The sequence below is a fragment of the Actinopolymorpha sp. B17G11 genome, assembly GCF_040196095.1.
GTDB lineage: Bacteria > Actinomycetota > Actinomycetes > Propionibacteriales > Actinopolymorphaceae > Thermasporomyces.
On the sequence record NZ_JBEFTW010000046.1, the window covers coordinates 25,013 to 46,351 of the forward strand.

Here is a 21,339-nt window from a genome sequence, read left to right on the forward strand (position 1 = left end):
CGTACGCCGCTTTCGGATGCCGACGGGACGACCGGCTCCGGTCGGCGAGGTCAGGATCGTCCGAGTGCTGGTCGGGATCGGCCTAGCCGCGTCACCGGGGAGAGGGCCAGCCTGGGGGCAGGCACCGACACCCGGTCCTGGGAGGCTCACATGACCACCGACGAGACGGACGTACGACGCGGCGACGTCGACCCGGCCACCGGCGCCATTCCCACGGCGTTGGTCGAGTCGTATCGCCAGGATGGTTTCGTCCGAGTCCGTGGAGTACTCGCACCCGCGGAGGTCGACAGGTTCCGCGCCGCGGCCGAGGCGTACCTCGAAGCCCATCGTTCGGAGAGCAATGCCGGAGGTGGGGTCTTCACCCAGCTGGTCAACGTCTGGCAACGCGATCCCACGATCCGTGAGCTGACGCTGCATCCCCGCGTGGCGGGCGTCGCCGAGCAGCTCATCGGGACATCCGTACGCATCTGGCACGACCACATGCTGGTGAAGGAACCGCACAACGACGTGGCGACGGAGTTCCACCAGGACCGGCCGTACTGGCCGCACGCCGGTGACCGGCTCTCGGTGTCGGCGTGGATCGCTCTGGTCGACGTACCACCCGAACGCGGTTGCATGACGTTCCTGCCCGGAACTCAACGGCTGACCGGGTTCCGGCCGCAGAACCTGCGCGACGAGGAGGACCTGTTCACGGTCGACCCCTCGCTGCGCTGGTCTCCCAGGGTGACGGTCCCGTTGCGGGCCGGGGACTGCACGTTCCACTCCAGCTACACCGGGCACATGGCGCTGCCCAACCGCACCGATCAGGCGAGGCTCGCGCATGTGTCCATCTACATGGACGCGGCGACGACGTACACCGGCGCACCGCACGTCGTCACCGATCCGCTGGGCCTTCGGCCGGGCGACCCGCTCGACGGCGAAACGTTCCCCCGCCCACGCAGCTGAGCCCGGCCGGGGATTCGGACGAAGTATGGGGCCGCATGAGACCCCGAGGAGGAGTCTTGACGATGCATGATCTTTCGCGCAGAAGGTTTCTCGGCGTTGTCGCGGCCGGTGTCGTGGTGGGGGGCTGCTCCGGGCAGGACGGCACGGGTTCGAACGGCGGCGGTGGTGCAGGAGGCATCCCCAAGCCGGGTCAGTACAAGGAATCGCCTGTTCTCGCGGCTCGGGTGAAGTCCGGTGACCTGCCGCCGCTTGCGGAGCGGCTGCCGAAGGAGCCGTTCGTCGTCCGGCCGGGCGTGCTGGTGGACGAGAAGTTCGTCAAGCTGGCGCAGGGCAAGTACGGCGGGACGCTCCAGCTTCCCCAGGAGTTGCCGAACTTCGACCCGCACGTCTTCCTCGGCAACATCGAGCCCATGCTCTGGGCACCCAACGGATTTGGTTATGCACAGGGCGAGACGCTCGTGGGCAACGTCGTCGCCGGTTACGAGGCGAACAACGACAACACCGTGTTCACGTTCCACATGCGGGACGGGTTGAAGTGGTCCGACGGTGAGCCGGTGACCACCGAGGATGTGCGGTTCGCGTTCGAGGATGTCCTTTATAACAAGGAGATCACGCCGATCTTCCCGGACTATCTGCAGGCGGCCCGTCGTACGAGCAATGCGCCGGCGAAGTTGGAGGTGATCGACGACTTCACGTTCAGCCTGACCTTCGACGCGGAGTACGGCACTTTTCCCGCGCAGGTCGGGATCGCCCAGTGGCGCAGTTACGGCGACATCATCAAGCCGAGGCACTACCTGGAGCAGTTCCACGAGAAGTACGCGGACAAGGCGAAGTTGCGGGAGATGCTGAAGGAGGAGTCGATTCCCGCCGACCAGTGGTTCAACCTGTTCACCGCCAAGCAGATGGGCGCCTGGCTGGATGTGTCGAACGAGCAGTTCATGGGGCATCCGACGTTGACGGCGTGGGTGATGTCGAAGGCCAGCGACGGGGTGTTCGGCTTCGAACGTAATCCGTACTACTTCAAGCTCGACTCGGCGGGGAGTCAGCTGCCCTACATCGACGAGCTTCGTTCGCAGCTGGTGCAGGACAAGGAGACGCTGACCTCGCGGGCGTTGTTCGGCGAGTTCGACTACCTGGGTGAGCGGGCGTCGCTGCGGCAGATCTCGCTGATCGCGGAGAAGGCGGACAAGGGCGAGGTCACCATGCATGTGGCGCGGATGCACCGGCTCCCGATCAGCTTCGCGCTCAACCTGACCCATCCCGACAAGGTGTGGCGCAAGGTCGTACGTGACCTGCGGTTCCGGCAGGCGCTGGACCTGGCCATCAACCGTGAGGAGATCATCGAGAACTTCTACCTCGGTGAGTTCGCCAGCATTCCCACGCAGACGAGCAACGGAAAGTACGACGTGGCGGAGGCGAACCGGCTGCTGGATGACATGGGGCTCGCCGAGAAGGACGGCGACGGATTTCGGCTGGGCCCCGACGGGACACGCTTCCGCATTCCGTTCGAAGTCCAGGACGCTTCCGAGGACCACATCCCGATGAGCGAGCTCATCGCTGAACACTGGAAGAAGATCGGCGTCTTCACCACGGTGCGCAAGCTCGATGCGACAGTTGCCGGCGAGCGCCAGGAGGCGAACCAGATCAAGGCGACTGGCCTCTGGGCTGCCCATGACATGTGGTCGAGTGCCGGGTGGGACGACTATCTTCCGGGAACCTACTGGGGTCCGCTCTGGGCCTTGTGGAACAGCACCCAGGGCGAGGACGGCGAGGAGCCCATTCCCGAGGTCAAGGAACTTTTCGAGCTGCACGGACAGTTCATGTCCGCAACGATCGGCTCGCCAGAGGGCAAGGCCGCCCTGGAGGGCATCCTCGAGAGCCATCGCGACAATGTCTGGACGTTCAACCCGGTCGAGCGCTCCTACTATCCGACGTTCTGGACCAAGCGCGTCAAGAATGTGCCGGAAGGTGTCAAGGAAGAAGTGTTCGGAATCGTCGTCAACATCAGCATGGAGCAGTGGTACATCGACGGTTGAGCACAGGAGCTCGGACGGGCTCCACCCAGCACGGTGATCAGCTGTCATCCGGTGGTCGGGCCCGACCCGCGGGCGGACCGGTACGCCGGGCGGCCAACACGTCGCCGATGAAGAAGTCGTAGACGAGTACCCCGATCACACCGCCCACGAGCGGCCCGACGATCGGGATCCAGAAGTACCAGCTGAACGCCCCCGGATCCGTACCAGGTAACGCGGTCTCACCCCAACCCGCCAGCCACGCGAAGACGCGCGGTCCGAAGTCGCGGGCGGGGTTGATGGCGTAGCCCGCGTTCGCGCCGTACGAGATGCCGATGGCGGCGACGATCAGGCCGATGATGAACGGCCCCATGTTCGCCTGAACCGCCATGTTCCGCCGGTCGATGACGGCGACGATGAGCAGGAGCAGGAGGGCAGTGCCGACTACCTGGTCGACGAACGGCCCGACCCAGCTTCCGTGGAAGTAGCCCGCTGGTACCGTCGCGAAGATCGAGAACGTACTGAGTGCTTCGCCGGACCCCCGAGGTGTGTGCGCAGCCGTGTTGTAGGCGTTGATCGCCGATTCGTACACCGCGTAGACGACCGCCGCTCCGGCGAACGCGCCGAGCACCTGGGCGACGACGTACGGACCGACCTTCGACCACGGGAACTGCCGGCGCACCGCGAACCCCAGCGTGACGGCCGGGTTGATGTGTGCCCCGCTGACCCCTCCCGCGACGTACACCCCGAACGTCACCGCGAACGCCCATCCGAACGCGATCAGCAGCCAGTCACCCGCGGCCTCGAAGATGACCGTCGGTCCACCCGTGCGGCCCGAGCCGGGCAGGCCGGCGACAGCCATCGCGACCGCGCCGTCGCCGAAGAGGATGAGGACGAACGTACCCAGGAACTCCGCCAGGGTCTCGCCCCACAGCCCGCCGACGCGCTTCAGCCCACGCGGGCTCCTTCGCAGCGCGGGGATCTCTTCACTCACCGTCCCACCCCTGGTGTCCCACCCACGCACGATCAGGCCCGCGGGTACGAAAGGGCCATACCCGCAGCGGTCCCGCGCCCTTCCGGATGCCGCCGGTCTTCGCGCCCAGGTGAGGAAAAGACATGCCTGTGCTTCAGCCTGGGCACCCGGTTCCACCGTCGATGCCCCGTTCGGGACGCGTTTCGCGTTCGGCGCGGCGTAGGTACGTAAAAGACGCAGTCAGGTGGTGTTCGTCCCAGCCTGGCCCGACCTTTTGTCCTACGCACGAAAGGAGGCGACGTCGTGGACCGGGCATCGTCACGACGCATGGGGCGCGTGGCCGCACTCGCCCTGGCGGGCGTCCTTGTCATCGGCCTACCAGCGGGAGCTGCCGCGGAACCCGGTACGGGCCCCGGATCTGGCGCGGGCTCCGGATCTGGCGCGGGCCAGGAAACGGTCCCGAGCCCCCAACTGGTCCATGACGCTCAGGTGCGCGCACGGGCCGCGGCGTCGTCGCTCGGCCAGCTCCAGGCACGCCTCGCCCGCGCGGACAACCGCCTTCGCCGGCTCGACGTCGCCGCCCAGCAGGCGGTGGAGCACTACAGCACGGCCGTCTATCGGCGGACGCAGGCCGCGGACGCGGTACGGGTGACGACGGCACAGGCCTCAGCGGCCAGGCGCACGACCGAACGGCGCCGCCAGGCGGTTGCCGAGATCGCGGCCGCGACGTACCGACTCGATCCGGGGTTGGGCCCGATGTCGACCTACCTCGATGCCGCCGGGCCGGAAGACCTGCTGGACCAGACGATCACCATGACCATGGTGTCCGCCACGGTCGCGAGCCGGTACGAAGCGCTTCGCGTCAGCCAGTCGGTGTCGGCCGTTTTCGAGGCCCAGGCACGAGACGCCCTCGACACCGGACGCAGGGCCGCCGCCGCGGCGGACACTGCCCGGCGGCAGGTGACGGCCTCGGTCGCGTCACAGTCACGGTCGGTCGACAGCCTCACCGCCCAGAAGCGCGCGTTGCTGGTCCGGCTCGCGAGGCTCGAACGCGTGTCCGTACGACTCGCGGCCGCGCGTCAGCACGCGCTCGAACGCAGGGCCCGGCAGCGTGCCGAAGAGGCGCGCAAGCGAGCGGAGGAAAGGCGGCGCGACCTGCCGCCGGACGACGGTGATGACGGTAGCGGCGGTGGCGGCGGTCCGACCACGCGGCAACGTGAGCGTGCGGTGGGGTACGCGCTCGCCCAGCTCGGTGAGCCGTACGTCTTCGGCGCCGACGGACCCGACAGCTGGGACTGTTCCGGGCTGACGATGCGGGCGTGGGAGGCGGCGGGTGTCTCGATGCCGCACTTCGCCCGCGGCCAGTACTGGCAGTCGAAGCGGATCCGGCTGGCCGCGCTCCGCCGGGGCGATCTGGTGTTCTGGGCCAGCGATCCGGAGGACTCGAACACCATCCACCATGTGGCGATGTACCTCGGGCGCGGCCGGATGGTCCATGCTCCACGACCGGGACGCGATGTCGAGCGGAGGTCCCTGTGGTACATGGGGACGCCCACCCACGTCGCGCAGGTCCGCTGAGCGTCCTGGGAGACTGTGAGCCTCATGCGCAGGCTCATCGCGTTCCTCACCGACTACGGCACCCGGGACGGGTTCGTCGCCGTGTGCCACGGAATTCTGGCCCGCTCGGCGCCCGATACCCGGGTGCTCGACGTGAGCCACGATGTCCCGCCGCAGAACGTGCGGCACGGCGCCGCGGTGCTCGCCCGGGTGGCGCCCTACCTTCCGCCGGCGATCTACGTCGGTGTCGTCGATCCTGGAGTGGGTACGTCGCGCCGGGGAGTCGCCCTGCTCGCCGGACCGAGCCTGCTCCTCGGACCCGACAACGGCCTGCTCATCCCGGCCGCCGAGATCCTCGGCGGTGTCCGTCAGGCGTACGCCCTCACCAACGTCGCGCTCTGGCTGCCCGACGTCGATCCGACCTTCCACGGAAGGGATGTCTTCGCGCCGGTTGCCGGCCATCTCGCGAGCGGCGGCGAGGTCGGGCGGGTCGGCGAACCGCTGCCGCCGGCAGAGTTGGTCCGGCTGCCGGCGCCACGCTGCGAGCTCGCCGGCGACGCGCTGACGGCGGAGGTCACCTACCTCGACCGGTTCGGCAATGTCCAGCTTGCCGGTGGGCCGGCCGAGCTCGCCGCCGTCGGCGCGCTGGGTACGCAAGGCACGGTTGACGTCCAGGTCGGTGACCTGGTGGACCATGCCCAGGTGGGGCGGACCTTCGCCGACGTCGCGGTGGGCGAGCTGGTCGTCTACCTCGACTCCGACGGCCGGCTCGCGCTCGCGGTCAACTGCGGTGACGCGGGTGTACGCCTGAACGCGAAGCTCGGCGACCTCGTACGACTGGTCCGCCCGACCTGACACCCGGCGGACCCAACGCTGACGCGTCGTTCAGAGGCTGCCCAGGTCGGAGGAGACCCAGCGCTCCGGCCGCATGAAGATGGCGACCTGCTCGCCGTGCTCGCCGAGGGCGACCTCGACGTAGGCGGCGCGCTTGTCCTCCGGCACGTATCGTCCCGCCATCTCCTGCAGATGTTCCGTCGTCCCGGGGACGATCCGGGTCACCGGACCCTCGGCGGAGACGTACCGGATGGTCGGGGTCACCCGGTCCACCATGAGCGTGAACCGCCCGGCCGCCTTGAGGAGTGCGGTCTTGCGGGAGTCGACCCCGGTGAGAATCCACGCCTCCCCGCCGGGGGTGTACTGGTACCACATCGGAACCGTCAGCGGGCCGCGATCCTGCCCGGAGACGACCGCCAGGGCAGCGATGTGCGGCTCGGCCAGGAACTGCTCGCGTTCGTCGACTGTCAGAGCCACGGTGACCCTCTCCTTCTGCCCGGCAGGGCGTTGGTAGCCGTTCCGGTACTCATGCGTGGGATTGCGGGGTATCGCGCAGACGCTGCTGCGAGGCGACGATCTCCGCTTCCGCCTCGGCCCGGCCGACCCAGGTGGCGCCCTCGACCGACTTCCCGGGCTCGAGCGCCTTGTAGACGGTGAAGAAGTGCTCGATCTCCAGCCGGTCGAACTCGGCCACCTGGTCGATCTCGCGCAGGTGGTCGAGTCTCGGATCGCCCGCGGGTACGCAGAGCACCTTGTCGTCGCGGCCCTTCTCGTCCCGCATCCGGAACATCCCGATGGGGCGGGAGAGGATCAGGCAGCCGGGAAACGTCGGCTCCTGCAGCAGGACAAGGGCGTCGAGCGGGTCGCCGTCCTGGCCGAGCGTGTGCTCGATGAAGCCGTAGTCGGCGGGATACTGCGTCGCGGTGAAGAGCGTGCGGTCGAGCCGGATCCGCCCTGTGGCGTGGTCCATCTCGTACTTGTTCCGCTGGCCCTTGGGAATCTCGATCGTCACGTCGACGTCCACGACAGCTCCTGACCGGTGTGAGATCAATGCCGGACCCAGCTTTTCACCGCACACCTCCTCGGGGTACACCGACCACACCGCGCGGTGTGGTCGGGCTGTGCCGGCGGCGGAGGGAAGAACCCCGGAGGGTACGCCCGTGTGACGCGGTGTCGGGCCCGGCACGTAAGGTCCCTCCACCGGGGTATGTGGTGCGGAAGGGCGCCGGCACGCCGGCTCCTCACCGTTCCGGGGGTGTCACGAGCGCCCGCCGGCGTTTCCTGGCCGGCGTACGCACGTGAGAACAGGGGAAGGGTCAGCCAGCGTGACCGAACAACCGAAGCGACCGCGCGGCCGGCGGGCACTGACGATGGTGGTGCTGCTCGTCCTGACGGCCGTGGGGGCAGGTGCCGGCGCGGTCTACACCGGCGGTGTGACGTTCAGCTGGGCGGGCGCGGGCCAAGGGCCCGCGACGCCGGCGACGTCGACGCCGGTCGGCAGGCCGACACCGAGTCCCACCCCGACCCGGCCACCCGCCGGTCCGGTGCTGGCTCCCCTTACCGGCCGGTCGGAAGTGCCGACCAGGGCCGGTCTGGAGCGTGCCCTCGCGGCGGCGATCGGTCCGGTCAACCTCGGCCAGCACGCCTCGGTGGCCGTGCGTGACCTCGGAACCGGCCGGTTGCTCTACGGCAAGGACCCCGCGGGTGCCTACATCCCGGCGTCCACGACCAAGATCCTCACGAGCGCGGCGGTCCTTGCGGTGCTCGGTCCGGAGCACCGCTTCAGGACGACGGTGGTGGCGGGAGCGGTGCCAGGCGAGATCGTGCTGGTCGGCGGCGGCGACCCGCTCCTCGCGACCGCGACCGCCCGGGCCCGCGCCACGGACGCGACGCGCGGCACGGGAGTGCCCGTGACGATCGAGGACCTGGCCGTACGCACCGCCCGGCAGTTGCGCGCGTCCGGCACCACCCAGGTGACGGTCCGCGTCGACGACACGCTCTTCCGCGAGCCGGTGAGCCCGACGTGGGAGAGCCAGTACGTCCCGACCGGTGTGGTCGGACCGGTCTCCGCGCTCTGGGTCGACGAGGCGAAGGTCTCGTGGCCCTCCCACCGCCCCCGCGCCGCGGATCCGGCGATGACAGCCGCCCAGGCGTACGTCCAGATGCTGCGGAAGGCGGGCATCACCGTCCGCGGCGAACTCGCCCGGTCCAAAGCCCCCGCCAAGGCCCGCGAGCTCGCCGCCGTCTCCTCGCCACCGCTCGCCGACATCGTCGAACACGTTCTGCTCGTCAGCGACAACGACGGCGCCGAGGTTCTCGCCCGCCACGTGGCGGTTGCCGAGAGGCGGCCGGCGACCTTCGCCGGAGCGGGGGAGGCGATCAAGGCCGTCCTCAGCCGGCTGGGCGTGGAGGGCCTCTCCGGCATCAAGCTGTACGACGGAAGTGGCCTGTCGCGGGACAACCGGATCAGCGCGGACGTCCTCACCCAGACACTCGCGGCGGCCGCGCGGCCGGAGTTCCCCGACCTGCGAGCCGTGGTGACCGGTCTCCCGGTGGCGGGCTACACCGGCAGCCTGGACGACCGGTTCGCCGGTGACGCGTCCGCGCCGGGTGTCGGGATCGTCCGCGCCAAGACCGGCACGTTGAGCGCGGTCTCGTCGCTCGCCGGCGTCGTGACGACGAAGGACGGTGCCCTACTGGCTTTCGCCGTCATGTCGGACCAGGCACGACAGAACGATCCGCGCCCCTCGATCGACCAGGCCGCGTCCGCACTCGCCAGCTGCGGCTGCCGTTAGCGAGTGTGTCGGGCACTTCCGGATCAGTCCGAGCCGGCGCTGCCCGACCGCGTACGGTGGAGGCCATGAGCAACCGTGCAGGACCGGGGTGGACCCCGGACCCCGACAGCCCAGGGCCCGGAGACACCCGAGACCGCAACGGTGCAGGATCCGACGGCGGCGAGATGGTCGACTGGGACGTTGCCCTCACCACCGCTCACCGCCTGCTGCGACCCGGACCCGACGTCAGCCTCGACGAGGCCCGTGAGGTCGTGGCGGATCTCCGCGAGTTCGCCCGCAAGGCAGAGGGGCATGTCCGCACCTACACCGGCCTGCACGCCAGCGGTGCCCGGGCGCCAGTCGTCGTGGTCGACCGGGTGGGCTGGGTCCAGGCGAACGTCGATGCGTTTCGGCAGATCCTCGAACCCCTGGTCGAGAAGGTCCGGGAACGCCGGAGCGATGCCACCGGCGGGATGATGGGTGCGTTCGGCTCCCGGGTGACAGGGGTCGAGGCCGGCGCCCTGCTCGCGTTCCTTTCCAGCAAGGTCCTGGGGCAGTTCGACCCGTTCTGGTCCGACGACACGGTGGGCGCGGTCCCCGCGCCGCGGACCAGCTCCGACGACGGTGCCGCGGCGCCGGGCCAACCGGGCGCCACTCCTGACGGCGGTGGCAACGGCGGTGGCAATGGTGGTCGTGGTGGTGGTGCGACGTCGAGCGGCGGCGATCTCGTACCCAGCCTGGCGCCGGCGGGACGGCTGCTGCTGGTCGCGCCCAACGTCGTCCACATCGAACGCGACCTCGGCGTCGACCCGCACGACTTCCGTCTGTGGGTGTGCCTGCACGAGGAGACGCACCGGGTGCAGTTCACCGCCGTCCCCTGGTTGCGCGACCACCTGCGAGGAGAGATCCGCGGGTTCCTCGAGCACACCGACCTCGACCCGGGCGCGATGTTCTCCCAGCTCCGCCAGGGTGTCGAACAACTCGGCCGGATCGCCCGCGGTGGCGGTGACGAGGTGTCGTTCATCGACCTCGTCCAGACGCCTGCCCAGCGGGAGATCATCGACCGGGTCACCGCGGTGATGTCGCTGCTCGAGGGCCATGCCGACGTCGTGATGGACGGTGTCGGCCCGGAGGTCATCGCGTCGGTCGCGACGATCCGTGAGCGGTTCCAGCAGCGGCGCGGTGGCGGCAACTGGCTCGACCAGTTCCTCAAGCGGGTCCTGGGTCTCGATGCCAAGCTTCGGCAGTACCGCGACGGCGCCGCGTTCGTCCGCGCGGTCGTGTCTTCGGCCGGGCAGGAAGGCTTCAACAAGGTCTGGGAATCGCCGGACCATCTGCCCAGCAAGGCGGAGATCGCCGACCCGGACGCATGGGTGAGCCGCATGCGCGGCACGTCCTAGAAACTAGGACGGCAGCGACGTGGGACGCGGCGCGGTGACCGAACGGGTCTGGGCGAGCCAGGTCCCCGGTCGGCGGTGATGGGTCCCCACCCGGCGGTGGCGGCCGTACGCCTGGCCGTCCGGCGGTCGCTCGCCGACCTCGACGCCGGCGTGCTCGTCCTGGTGGCCGGCTCGGGCGGTGCCGACTCGACCGCGCTCGCGGCCGCCGCGGCGTTCGAGGCGCGTCGGGGTGCGTGGCGGGTGGGTGGGGTGACGGTCGACCACGGCCTGCAGGACGGCTCGGCCGAACGCGCTGCCGCTGTCGCGGACCTCCTGCGTTCCCTCGGGCTGGATCCGGTCGAGATCGCGAGAGTGCGCGTCGACGGATCCGGAGGTCCGGAAGCCGCCGCCCGCCGCGCCCGCTACTCCGCGCTCGACGAGGCCGCCGCGCGGCTGGGTGCCGTCGCCGTGCTGCTGGGTCATACTCGAGACGACCAGGCCGAGACCGTCCTTCTCGGGTTGGCTCGCGGATCCGGTGCCCGGTCTCTCTCCGGGATGCCGGGCCGCGCCCTCGCAGGTGGTGCGTACCGCCGTCCGCTTCTCGGCCTCGACCGCGAGACGACCCGTGCCGCCTGCACCGCCGAAGGGCTCGCCATCTGGGACGACCCGCACAACACGGATCCGACGTACACGCGGGTGCGCGTGCGGCAGCGGGTCCTTCCGGTGCTGGAACGCGAGCTGGGCCCGGGCGTCGCCTCCGCGCTCGCCCGTACCGCCGACCTGCTCCGCGACGATGCCGACGCCCTCGACGCGTGGGCGGATCGTGCGTACGCCGACTGCGTGACGGACGACACGGCGCCGAACCTCGCCCTGCACGTCGACCGGCTGGTGGCGGTGCCCGCGGCCGTCCGGCGGCGGGTCATCCACCGGGCCGCACTCCGCGCCGGCTGCCCGGGCACGGACCTGTTCGCGAGCCACGTCGCCGCCGTGGACGCGCTGGTCGTCGAGTGGCGTGGCCAGGCCTGGGTCGACCTGCCGGGTGGGGTCCGGGCGCACCGTCGTACCGACCTGCTCTGCTTCACCGCCGCGTCCCACCACCCTCGTGGCAAATGACCACGCTGAGCAGGCTCGGTGTCGCGAATGACCACGCTGAGCAGCCTGCGCGCCGCGAATGACCACGCTGAGCAGCCTGCGCGCCGCGAATGACCACGCTGAGCAGCCTGCGCGCCGCGAATGACCACGCTGAGCAGCCTGCGCGCCGCGAATGACCACGCTGAGCAGGCTCGTGGTGCCAGGACAGGTGCCGACGCATGGTCCGCGTACCGAGGGCCTGCTCAGCGTGGTCATTTACGGCTCCGCCTGATCGCCCCACCAACCAGCGCGAGTCGACGGACAGGGCTGACCGTCCGAGTCCGAACCTGCTGTGGCACGCTGGCCATCGCAGTGAGGTTCGAGGCGCCCACAGGTACAGACAGCTACAGCTGTGCCTCGCCGAGTACTTCTCCTCCACCGTCCGTTCGACACTCGCCGGAGACCCCACGTGGATCCCGACCAGATCGACCACGACCTCAAGACCGTCCTGCTTCCCGAGGACCAGATCCAGGCCAAAGTTCGCGAACTCGCCGCCGCGGTCGAACGAGACTACGCAGGACAGGACCTCCTCCTGGTCGGCGTACTCAAGGGTGCCGTCATGGTGATGGCCGACTTCGCCCGCGCCCTCGGCCGCCACGTGGAGATGGACTGGGTGGCCTACTCCTCCTACGGCTCGGGTACCGAGTCCTCGGGGGTCGTACGCATTCTCAAGGACCTCGACACCGACATCACCGGCCGCAACGTGCTGATCGTCGAGGACATCATCGACACCGGCCTCACCCTGTCGTGGCTGGTCACGAACCTCCGCTCCCGCGGTCCGGCGTCGGTCGAGATCTGCACCCTCCTGCGCAAGCCGGAGGCGGTGAAGATGTCGGTTTCAGTGAAGTACGTCGGATTCGACATACCTGACGAGTTCGTGGTCGGATATGGCCTCGATCACAACGAGAAGTACCGCAACCTGCGTTGTGTCGGTACTCTCGCGCCGCACGTCTACACCAGCGTTTGACGATGCTGGTCATCCCTCGCGATGATCATGGGCTCGAGCGCATTTGCCACGCCCGGGCCCGATCCGGGTGGCGCCAGGTATCCCAAATGGGCGTGCTCGGCCGGCCTGTCCGAAGCCGCTGGGAACACCCGACCTCGGCTGCAACGTTTCGCTGATGAGGAGGAGAACTTCGAGTACGCCGCTGCCGTACCGGCAATAAGCCCGGTGTACGGTCGTACTCTCCCCACGCCGTGGGGCGAGTGTGATGCGGTGACCACTCGAATGACCGACGTCGTTCTGGAGAACCGCAGCGCCTACTCGGCGTTTCTGGGTGGATGAGCAGGAGGGACGGGGCCGCAAGTCCCGGGAGTATGGACCTTAAGCGCTTCTTCCGTGGGCCGATCTTCTGGATCGCTGTGCTCATCATCGTGATCCTGTTCATCGGCGACCTCGTGACCCGATCGGGCGGTTTCCAACAGACCGACACCTACAAGGTGGTCGACCAGATCCGGTCGGACAAGGTCACGTCGGCGGTGATCGTCGGCGGCACCGACCAGGAGATCAGGGTGACCACCAAGGGCGGCGAGAAGATGAAGGCCGCCTGGGTCAACGGCCAGGACCTCGAGCTGCAGAAGCTGCTGCAGCAGAAGGCCGACCAGAACAAGCTCCCCGAGGGCTACGACGTCGAGATCTCCCGGCCCAGCCTGCTCGGCTCGCTCATCTCCACCCTGTTGCCGTTCATCCTCATCGCCCTGCTGTTCCTCTTCCTGATGAACCAGTTCCAGGGCGGCGGCAGCCGGGTGATGAACTTCGGCAAGTCCAAGGCCAAGCTGATCAGCAAGGACACCCCGAAGTCGACGTTTGCCGACGTCGCGGGCTGTGACGAGGCGATCGAGGAGCTCGGGGAGATCAAGGAGTTCCTCCAGGAGCCCGCGAAGTTCCAGGCGGTCGGCGCCAAGATCCCCAAGGGCGTCCTGCTCTACGGCCCGCCCGGCACCGGCAAGACCCTCCTGGCCCGTGCGGTGGCCGGCGAGGCGGGCGTGCCGTTCTACTCCATCTCCGGCTCCGACTTCGTGGAGATGTTCGTCGGTGTCGGCGCATCCCGGGTCCGCGACCTCTTCGAGCAGGCCAAGGCCAACGCGCCGGCCATCGTCTTCATCGACGAGATCGACGCCGTGGGCCGGCACCGTGGCGCCGGGCTCGGTGGCGGGCACGACGAGCGCGAGCAGACCCTCAACCAGCTGCTGGTCGAGATGGACGGTTTCGACGTCCGCGGCGGTGTGATTCTCATCGCGGCCACCAACCGGCCCGACATCCTCGACCCGGCGCTGCTGCGCCCGGGCCGGTTCGACCGGCAGATCAGCGTCGAGGCGCCCGACCTCATCGGCCGCCACAAGATTCTCCAGGTCCACGCCCGTGGCAAGCCCGTCGAGCCAAACGTCGACCTGCTCGCCGTGGCGCGTCGTACTCCCGGATTCTCCGGTGCCGACCTCGCCAACGTCCTGAACGAGGCGGCCCTGCTCACCGCCCGGCAGAACAAGAAGCTCGTCGACGACGACGCCCTCGACGAGGCGATCGACCGGGTCATCGCCGGACCGCAGAAGCGGACCCGGTTGATGAGCGACAAGGAGAAGAAGATCACCGCCTACCACGAAGGCGGACACGCCCTGGTCGCCACGGCCCTGCCCGGCAACGACCCGGTGCACAAGGTCACGATCCTGCCGCGCGGGCGGGCCCTCGGTTACACGATGGCGCTGCCCGACGAGGACAAGTACAGCACCACGCGCTCGGAGATGCTCGACAAGCTCGCCTACATGATGGGTGGCCGGGCCGCCGAGGAGTTGGTCTTCCACGACCCGACAACCGGTGCGGCCAACGACATCGAGAAGGCGACCGGACTGGCCCGGGCGATGGTCACGCAGTACGGCATGACCGAACGCCTCGGCGCGATCAAGTTCGGCGACAGCAACTCCGAGCCGTTCCTCGGCCGCGAGCTGGGCCACCAGCGCAACTACTCCGAGGAAGTGGCCGCGCTCGTCGACGAGGAGGTCCGCCGGCTGGTCGACGCGGCGCACCAGGAGGCCTTCGACGTCCTGGTCGAGAACCGTGACGTCCTCGACAACCTCGTCCTGGAGCTCCTCGAGCACGAGACCCTCGACAAGGCAGAGCTCGCCACGGTCTTCGAGCCGGTGCGGCGCCGGGAGATCCGGCCGGCCTGGACCGGCTCGCCGACCCGGCGGCCGTCGGAGATCCCACCGGTCGAGACGCCGAAGGCGGCGCTGTCGCCCAACGGCCAGGGCCCGGAAGGTGGTCTCGTGATCGGCCCGGCGCCGGATGGCGAGCCTGACGTCCAGGAGGGCCGTACGGGCGCACCTCCGGGCGAGCCTGGCCCGGCAGCCGGACCCGCGTGAGCCCAGCGGCAGCGTGAGCCCACCAGGTGCGGATGTGCCGGACGAGAGCACGGCAGCGGTGAACGCGACGGATGGGAGCCCGGCCGACGTACCGCCGTTCGACCACGAACGCGCCGAGCGGGCGGTCCGTGAGCTGTTGCTCGCCATCGGCGAGAATCCCGATCGTGACGGGTTGAAGGACACACCGGCCCGGGTGGCCCGGACCTACGCGGAGATGTTCGCCGGGCTGCGGATGACCGCGGCGGGAGTCCTCACCACGACGTTCGACATCGGGCACGACGAGATGGTGCTCGTCAAGGACATCGAGGTCTGGTCGGTGTGTGAGCATCATTTGGTGCCGTTCACCGGATCGGCGCACGTCGGCTACATTCCCAATACCCAGGGACAGATCACCGGGCTCTCGAAGCTCGCCCGGCTCGTGGACGTGTTTGCCAAGCGCCCACAGGTGCAGGAGCGGTTGACGAGCCAGATCGCCGACGCGCTGGAGGGGATCCTTCGGCCTCGAGGCGTGATCGTCGTGATCGAGTGTGAGCACTTGTGCATGACCATGCGGGGAGTACGCAAGCCAGGGGCGAAGACGGTCACCTCTGCCGTGCGGGGACAGTTGCGCGATGCGGCGACCCGGGCGGAGGCGATGAGCCTCATCATCGGCGGCTGAGGCTCACCCGCCGGTGGACGCCGTCTGCCGGCTGACCGGGCAGCGCCGACACTGCTTCGCGGCAAACGGATCGGCGACGTTCTCCGATGCCGCGAGAACGTCGCCGAGGCGTCTGCCTCAGCTGCGTTGGAGGGTGGTGCGGGTCCCGACCTGCGCAGCCCTCGAACTGGTTGTCCGACTGCTCAGAGGCCGACCGGAACGTTCGGCATGTGGACCCAGAGCTGACGCTGGTGGACGTACTGACGGTCGGGCAGTTCCTCGAGCAGTGCGACAAGCTCTGCGCGAGCGCCCTGTGCTCGTGCGGCGTTCACCAGCTGTCCACGCGACGCCGGGCCAACGGCGAAGGCGTCATCGAGGACATCAAGGATTTCGACGCGAGTGACGGGCTCAGCGGGCGCGACAACGACCGTGGGGGAATCGGCGATGTCGACGGCAGCGGTGCTCATGACGCTCCTTTCAGCGGCCGGCGGTCCAACCGGTCGGGTAGAGCCGGCGGCCTGGATGAGCTGTGTGGTCCCATCCCCACAGTGGTCAACGGATGACCCCACGCCAAGGCTACGGCTCTTCTCACCTGATTGCGGGAACTTGGGGTGAACCAGCAACGAAAGCCGCGGGATGCGTCAATGCCGCAAACTCATGCCCAGCGCTTCCTCGTGGGTGAGGGGGCCCTTCATGGGGAAGGTTCGTAGGAAGGGCCTCCTCATCCCACAGCGCCGCCTGACCGCACTCGGCGTCAGCGCAGGGCTTCGAGCAGGAGCGGTAGGGACAAGCGGAGCTCGCGTTCCCAGTACGCCCACGCGTGCGTTCCTGGACCGTAGAAGTGCGTCACCACGTGTAGTGCGCCGACCTCCTCGAGCCGATCGGCCAGGAGCAGGTTCTCCTGTTCCAGCAGGACCTCGATCCCGCCCGAGACGTCGGGCGGGTCCAGCGGTCCGTTCTCGCCGTTTCCGCACGACAGGTAGACGGGAATGTTGCGCAGCCGGTGGGCCAGGTCGACGGGGTTGTGTGCGGCCCAGATGTCAGCCTGCGTACCCGAATCGCCCCACAGGGCAAGGGGATCCAGGTTGTATCGGCGGACGAAACCCAGGATCGTCCCGGCTGCACCGGGGGTGTGCCGGTTGTCGACGACGCCGCTGTACGAGGCGGCAGCACGGAAGAACCCGGGATTGCGTGCCGCATAGGACAGCGCGCCGAAGCCACCCATCGACAGGCCCGCGACGACGCGATGGTCACCGGCGCCGTAGCCGCCTTCGACGATCTTGCGTACCTCCCGCAGGTGGAAGGTCTCCCATGCTGGCGCGCCGCCCTCGCCGTAGTTCCACCAGTCGCTGTACCAGCCGGTGACGCCCGCCTCGGGCATGACGACGAGGACGTCACGCAACTCGGGGAACTCCTCGACGTCGGTTGCCCCGGTCCAACTCGTGTAGTCGCCGCAGCAGCCGTGCAGGAGATAGAGAACCGGCCACTCCTGACCGGGCCGGCGGTCCTCCCAGCCGTCCGGTGTGAGGAGCCGGACCTTCGCCTCCGTCGCGAGGGCCGGCGAGGAGATCGTGAGGTCGACCTGGCGGGGTGCGACCTGTTCCTCGTCGACGACGACGGCCTTCTCGCGCTGCACCGCGGTCGCCTGGGCCGGGTTGGCGGCACCGAGCAGTCCGGCCAGCAGAAGAAGGGCAAGAACGAGAAGTACGCCGGTACGCGGTGATGACGAGCCGCGCCCTACGATCGCTGGAAGCGGCCCGGGAACTGCCAGTGCGCGGCGCCCGCGGTCGGCACGACTGGTCGATGCACGCATGAGCGACCTCCTGATCGAACGACACCTGAGCGAGGACTGGGATCGAGAACCGGAAGGGTCGAGCGGCGGGAGACCCGCCTACGCCGTCCGGCCCCGAACGTCGCGGAACCGGCATCACCCGTCAAGGTGTGGCACGCGACCTTGGCCGCGGTCAGCCAGCTGACCCGCCGAACGTCCGTAGGGGCGGGACAACGCGGGGTCGGAAGAGGCGGAGAGGAGAGGGCGTGGGCGGTGTACCGGTCCGCTATCTCGCGGGTCTGCCGAAGCCCGGGAGGGCGCTGGTCATGGGTGTGCTCAACGTCACGCCTGACTCTTTCTCCGACGGTGGCCGGTGGCTGGAGCCCGACCGCGCGATCGCCCACGGCCACGAACTGCTCGCCGAGGGCGCCGATGTCGTCGACGTAGGTGGCGAGTCGACCCGGCCGGGAGCGCCGCGCCCCACGGAGGAGGAGGAACTGCGCCGAGTCCTGCCGGTGGTCCGAGCGCTCGCCAGCGACGGGGCACTCGTGTCGATCGACACGATGCGGGCCGGTGTCGCGCGGGCCGCCGTCGAAGCCGGCGCCGTCGTCGTCAACGACGTGTCCGGTGGCCTCGCCGATCCGGCGATGTTGCCGTTCGTCGCCACGGCAGGGACGTCGTACATCTGCATGCACTGGCGCGGGCACTCCGACCAGATGCAGACTCGGGCGAGCTATCGTGACGTCGTTCCCGACGTAGTGGCCGAGATCCGCGGCAGGCTGTACGCGGCGCTGGCGGCCGGGATCCCGGCGGACCGCGTGGCGATCGACCCGGGCATCGGGTACGCCAAGAGCGCCGACCACAACTGGGCTGTCCTCGCCGCCCTCGACGACCTGGTCCACCTCGGTCATCCTGTGTTGGTCGGGGCGTCCCGGAAACGGTTTCTCGGAGCCCTCCTCGCCGACCCGGTGACCGGAGAGCCTCGACCCGAGGGCGACCGCGATGACGCGAGTGCGGCGGTGTCCGCACTGGCGGCCGCGGCGGGCGTCTGGTGCGTCCGTGTCCACACCGTCCGGCCGACCCTGGACGCCGTCCGGGTGGCAGCTCGATGGGGCGCGGGCCGGGGGGAATAGCGGTTCGACCGGGAACGGTTGTGTCTCGCGGTTGACCGTCTGGGCTTCGTCCTGGGCGGTTTGCCACGTTGACATACGCCTGACCGGATCTCGGGCGGCGCCCGCTCGGCAAAGACGGGGTGGCCCAGGGACGGGACGGACCCGAGACTGGGCGTACCCGAAAGTCTCGGTCGGAATGGAAGAATCGGGTACCTCTGGTTTTCGCCTGACATATCCACGCCGGTACTGTCGGGCACCTGGAGTTCGCGGCGAGGGAAGGAGGGATGTCGTGGTCGATCGGATAGCGCTTCGGGGGCTCCGGATATTCGGGCACCACGGGGTCCATCCCGAGGAGCGGGCACAGGGGCAGCTTTTCATCGTCGACGTCGTCCTCGGCGTCGACACCCGGCCCGCGGCAAAGACGGACGAACTGACCGAAACCGTTGACTACTCCCGGCTCGCCACAGATGTGGCCGACGCGGTGGGGAGGGATCCTGTGGATCTCCTCGAAACGGTGGCACAGCGTGTCGCTGATCTGTGCCTTGACCAGCCGCTCGTCGCGGAGGTCGAGGTCACCATTCACAAGCCAGAGGCGCCTGTCGGCGTAGAGCTCGACGACGTCGCCGTCACCATTCACCGGAGCCGTACGTGACAGAGACGCCCAACCCCTGGATCATCGACGCCGATACCTTGACCGGAGGCCTGCGCCCCATCCGGCGCGTCGTCATCGCCCTGGGCAGCAACCTGGGCGACCGGGCGGCCAACCTGCAGGGTGCGCTCAACGCCCTGGCGGACACCCCTGATGTCGAAGTCGTCGAGGTCTCACCGGTCTACGAGACGGCGCCGGTCGGCGCCCCCGAAGGATCTCCGTACTTCCTCAACGCGGTCGTCGTGGTCGACTCCACGCTGCACGCCAGGACCCTGCTGGAGCGGGCGCTGGCGATCGAGGACGCGTTCGGGCGAGTACGCACCGAGCCCGGTGCGCCGCGCACACTCGACGTCGACCTGCTGGTCGTGGGCGACAAGGTGGTCGACGAGGACGACTTCGTTCTTCCGCATCCGCGGGCGCATGAGCGGCCCTTCGTCCTCGTCCCGTGGGCGGCCGTCGACCGCGAAGGCGAGATCCCTGGCCAGGGCCGGGTCGGTGACCTCGTGCGCGTCATCGACACGACGACCATCACCCGGGTCGACGGCCTCGAGCTCAAGATCGAATGACGCCGGTACGCAGCACACGTATCGGCCTGCTCGTCCTGCTCCTCCTTCTCGGCGGAGCGCTGGGCTGGAGCGGCGTCGCGGTTCTCGAGGCGACCGGCATGATCGTTGCGAGGACTCCGTGGTCGGCGGCGGGCGGCCTCGCGTTCTTCGCGGCCCTGCTCCTGGCCGGTGCGTGGTACATGTACGACCGGGTGCATCGCAAGCAGCGCAGGGTCGACGGTCTGACAGCCGTCCGGTTGCTCGCACTGGCGAAGGCGAGCGCGCTGGTCGGTGCGCTCGTCGCGGGGATCTATACGGGGGTCGCGGTCCACTTCGTACCCGCCTTCGACACACCGGACGGACGCGAGCGGGTGGTCCGGGGGATCATCACCGCGGTCGCGGCGCTCGTCGTCGTGGTGGGTGGACTGCTGCTCGAACGCGCGTGCAAGGTTCCGAAGAGTCCTGACGACGCCGAGGGCCAGTCGAGCGCCGGTCGAGGCGGCGAGGTCCGCTGAGCCGGCCGGGGCGAACACCAGGGCGTACACCTACGGCTTCACTGTGTGATGACGTGAGTACAAGAAGTACCAGACTCTCCGGAAATATGGGGATGTCTGGCGTTAGTACGGTCACGAACCGTAGCCTCTCCGCATGGCACGTAGCGGCGATCACCGTATCCGTCACCTCGCCCGGTGGGTGGCCACGCCAACCCTGCTGCTAGCCGCGGCTGCAGTTCTCTACGCTGCCTATCAACGCGATGTGACGATCCTCATCGGTGCCGCCGTCGTTGCCCTCGTGGCTGGCGTCATTGCGGTAGTGGTTTTCGACGTCGAACTCATCCGGAGCCGGCGTGCCCACGGTGCCGACCGGGTGGCACAGGCCCGTGCCTACGCCGCCATGTACGCCGCACATGTCCGTGTCATGGCCGAGGGTTTCGCCCTCGCCAACCCCCAGGTCCAGGCGCAGCGGGCCCGGGAAGCCGTCGCGGCGGCGGAGCGGAAGGTAGGCCCGGACGACGCGTTGTCCGGTACGCAGGGCGTCACGGACGCACCGCGGAGTTCAGCCACCACCGTCGAGCAGGTGGGTGAGGCTGCACCTACTGATACGCCGCCCGCGACGATTGCGGCCACCGCCAACGGCCAGCTGGTCGATGCCGCGGCGCACGCCGGGCGCGTCGTGGCCGAGCCCGCCCAGTCGCAGGACTCCGTGGTCCAGGTCGCCGAGGGTCAGGACGCCAGGGCTCAGGAGACCAAGGCTCAGGACACCCAGGACGGCAGGGCTCAGGACACCCAGGACGGCAAGGACGCCCCCGCAGACGTACCCACCCCAGCCGCAACAGCCGAGCCGGTCGACGCCGTTCCAGCGGATCCCGACCGAGCGGAGATGTGGGACAACCGCGAGGCGCCGACCGTCGTCGACCTCAAGGCGTGGGAGATCCGTGCGCGGGTGGCCGCCGAAGAGGAGCGTGAGGAGCGCGAACGTCAGGTTCGCGCGGCCGCCGTCGGAGAAGAAGGCGACGGCGTGGGCGGCGATTCCGACCAGCACGCGACCGCCCGCCATCCCAAGCGGACCCGGTTCCGCCGGGCCAAGGCGAAGGCGCGCCGCAAAGGCGCCTGAGCCGCCAGCCTCGCTGTCGTCTGTCTGGCCTCGTTGTCGTCTGGCCTCG

21 protein-coding genes are annotated in these 21,339 nt (G+C 69.1%); 16 read left to right on the forward strand and 5 right to left on the reverse strand.

Annotated features, from left to right (window positions below):
* Positions 1 to 150: 150 nt before the first annotated feature.
* Both ABN028_RS31260 and ABN028_RS31265 read left to right on the forward strand, forming a co-directional pair.
* On the forward strand, positions 151 to 945 hold the full coding sequence (locus ABN028_RS31260; RefSeq protein ID WP_349329978.1) for a phytanoyl-CoA dioxygenase family protein: 795 nt from the start codon (positions 151 to 153) through the stop codon (positions 943 to 945).
* A gap of 62 nt (positions 946 to 1,007) precedes the next feature.
* A complete protein-coding gene (locus ABN028_RS31265; protein ID WP_349699101.1) occupies positions 1,008 to 2,981 on the forward strand; it encodes an ABC transporter substrate-binding protein in 1,974 nt (657 codons plus the stop codon).
* A 37-nt stretch (positions 2,982 to 3,018) separates the two neighbouring features.
* Here ABN028_RS31265 and ABN028_RS31270 read toward each other — a convergent pair whose 3' ends face one another.
* Entirely contained in the window at positions 3,019 to 3,951 is a 933-nt protein-coding gene (locus ABN028_RS31270) for an MIP/aquaporin family protein (protein ID WP_349329980.1), read from the reverse strand.
* A 282-nt stretch (positions 3,952 to 4,233) separates the two neighbouring features.
* Between ABN028_RS31270 and ABN028_RS31275 the strand changes: the two genes are divergently transcribed.
* Complete coding sequence (locus ABN028_RS31275; protein ID WP_349699102.1) at positions 4,234 to 5,508, forward strand: C40 family peptidase; 1,275 nt, start codon at positions 4,234 to 4,236, stop codon at positions 5,506 to 5,508.
* A 24-nt stretch (positions 5,509 to 5,532) separates the two neighbouring features.
* Entirely contained in the window at positions 5,533 to 6,342 is an 810-nt protein-coding gene (locus tag ABN028_RS31280; RefSeq protein ID WP_349329982.1) for an SAM hydrolase/SAM-dependent halogenase family protein, read from the forward strand.
* Positions 6,343 to 6,372: 30 nt separating this feature from the next.
* Here ABN028_RS31280 and ABN028_RS31285 read toward each other — a convergent pair whose 3' ends face one another.
* Complete coding sequence (locus tag ABN028_RS31285; protein WP_349699103.1) at positions 6,373 to 6,798, reverse strand: pyridoxamine 5'-phosphate oxidase family protein; 426 nt, start codon at positions 6,796 to 6,798, stop codon at positions 6,373 to 6,375.
* 49 nt (positions 6,799 to 6,847) lie between these two features.
* On the reverse strand, positions 6,848 to 7,345 hold the full coding sequence (locus ABN028_RS31290) for an inorganic diphosphatase (protein ID WP_349329984.1): 498 nt from the start codon (positions 7,343 to 7,345) through the stop codon (positions 6,848 to 6,850).
* A 301-nt stretch (positions 7,346 to 7,646) separates the two neighbouring features.
* Between ABN028_RS31290 and dacB the strand changes: the two genes are divergently transcribed.
* From dacB to folE, 7 genes are all read left to right on the forward strand, one after another.
* Positions 7,647 to 9,116: a D-alanyl-D-alanine carboxypeptidase/D-alanyl-D-alanine endopeptidase gene (dacB, locus tag ABN028_RS31295; protein WP_349699104.1), complete on the forward strand. Its 1,470-nt coding sequence runs from the start codon at positions 7,647 to 7,649 to the stop codon at positions 9,114 to 9,116.
* Positions 9,117 to 9,181: 65 nt separating this feature from the next.
* Positions 9,182 to 10,495 (forward strand): Rv3626c family coenzyme F420 biosynthesis-associated protein, encoded by a 1,314-nt coding sequence (locus ABN028_RS31300; protein ID WP_349329986.1) that lies wholly within the window; start codon positions 9,182 to 9,184, stop codon positions 10,493 to 10,495.
* Positions 10,496 to 10,573: 78 nt separating this feature from the next.
* Positions 10,574 to 11,587 carry a tRNA lysidine(34) synthetase TilS gene (gene tilS / locus ABN028_RS31305; protein WP_349699105.1) on the forward strand — a complete coding sequence of 338 codons (1,014 nt, stop codon included), beginning with the start codon at positions 10,574 to 10,576 and terminating at the stop codon, positions 11,585 to 11,587.
* Positions 11,588 to 12,014: 427 nt separating this feature from the next.
* The gene (gene hpt / locus ABN028_RS31310; RefSeq protein WP_349329988.1) at positions 12,015 to 12,572 is read left to right on the forward strand and encodes a hypoxanthine phosphoribosyltransferase; all 558 of its coding nucleotides are present in this window, start codon (positions 12,015 to 12,017) and stop codon (positions 12,570 to 12,572) included.
* A 27-nt stretch (positions 12,573 to 12,599) separates the two neighbouring features.
* Entirely contained in the window at positions 12,600 to 12,890 is a 291-nt protein-coding gene (locus ABN028_RS31315) for a hypothetical protein (RefSeq protein WP_349699106.1), read from the forward strand.
* Positions 12,891 to 12,922: 32 nt separating this feature from the next.
* Positions 12,923 to 14,962: an ATP-dependent zinc metalloprotease FtsH gene (ftsH, locus tag ABN028_RS31320; protein WP_349329990.1), complete on the forward strand. Its 2,040-nt coding sequence runs from the start codon at positions 12,923 to 12,925 to the stop codon at positions 14,960 to 14,962.
* A gap of 58 nt (positions 14,963 to 15,020) precedes the next feature.
* Positions 15,021 to 15,620: a GTP cyclohydrolase I FolE gene (gene folE, locus ABN028_RS31325; protein ID WP_349699112.1), complete on the forward strand. Its 600-nt coding sequence runs from the start codon at positions 15,021 to 15,023 to the stop codon at positions 15,618 to 15,620.
* 182 nt (positions 15,621 to 15,802) lie between these two features.
* Here the strand turns inward: folE and ABN028_RS31330 are convergent, their stop codons facing one another.
* Positions 15,803 to 16,066 carry a DUF2795 domain-containing protein gene (locus tag ABN028_RS31330; RefSeq protein WP_349329991.1) on the reverse strand — a complete coding sequence of 88 codons (264 nt, stop codon included), beginning with the start codon at positions 16,064 to 16,066 and terminating at the stop codon, positions 15,803 to 15,805.
* A 287-nt stretch (positions 16,067 to 16,353) separates the two neighbouring features.
* Positions 16,354 to 17,412, reverse strand: coding sequence for an alpha/beta hydrolase (locus tag ABN028_RS31335; RefSeq protein ID WP_349699107.1), 1,059 nt, complete (start codon positions 17,410 to 17,412; stop codon positions 16,354 to 16,356).
* Positions 17,413 to 17,636: 224 nt separating this feature from the next.
* Here ABN028_RS31335 and folP point away from each other — a divergent pair, with 224 nt between their 5' ends.
* The 5 genes from folP to ABN028_RS31360 all read left to right on the forward strand — a co-directional run bounded on the left by folP (position 17,637) and on the right by ABN028_RS31360 (position 21,290).
* The gene (gene folP / locus ABN028_RS31340; RefSeq protein ID WP_502877602.1) at positions 17,637 to 18,503 is read left to right on the forward strand and encodes a dihydropteroate synthase; all 867 of its coding nucleotides are present in this window, start codon (positions 17,637 to 17,639) and stop codon (positions 18,501 to 18,503) included.
* Positions 18,504 to 18,771: 268 nt separating this feature from the next.
* Positions 18,772 to 19,134, forward strand: coding sequence for a dihydroneopterin aldolase (gene folB, locus ABN028_RS31345; protein WP_349329993.1), 363 nt, complete (start codon positions 18,772 to 18,774; stop codon positions 19,132 to 19,134).
* The gene (gene folK / locus ABN028_RS31350) at positions 19,131 to 19,697 is read left to right on the forward strand and encodes a 2-amino-4-hydroxy-6-hydroxymethyldihydropteridine diphosphokinase (RefSeq protein WP_349329994.1); all 567 of its coding nucleotides are present in this window, start codon (positions 19,131 to 19,133) and stop codon (positions 19,695 to 19,697) included. The genes folB and folK overlap by 4 nt, the downstream gene beginning before the upstream one ends.
* Positions 19,694 to 20,191 carry a DUF3180 family protein gene (locus ABN028_RS31355; RefSeq protein WP_349329995.1) on the forward strand — a complete coding sequence of 166 codons (498 nt, stop codon included), beginning with the start codon at positions 19,694 to 19,696 and terminating at the stop codon, positions 20,189 to 20,191. The genes folK and ABN028_RS31355 overlap by 4 nt, the downstream gene beginning before the upstream one ends.
* Before the next feature lie 133 nt (positions 20,192 to 20,324).
* Positions 20,325 to 21,290 (forward strand): hypothetical protein, encoded by a 966-nt coding sequence (locus ABN028_RS31360; RefSeq protein ID WP_349699108.1) that lies wholly within the window; start codon positions 20,325 to 20,327, stop codon positions 21,288 to 21,290.
* Positions 21,291 to 21,339 lie beyond the last annotated feature (49 nt).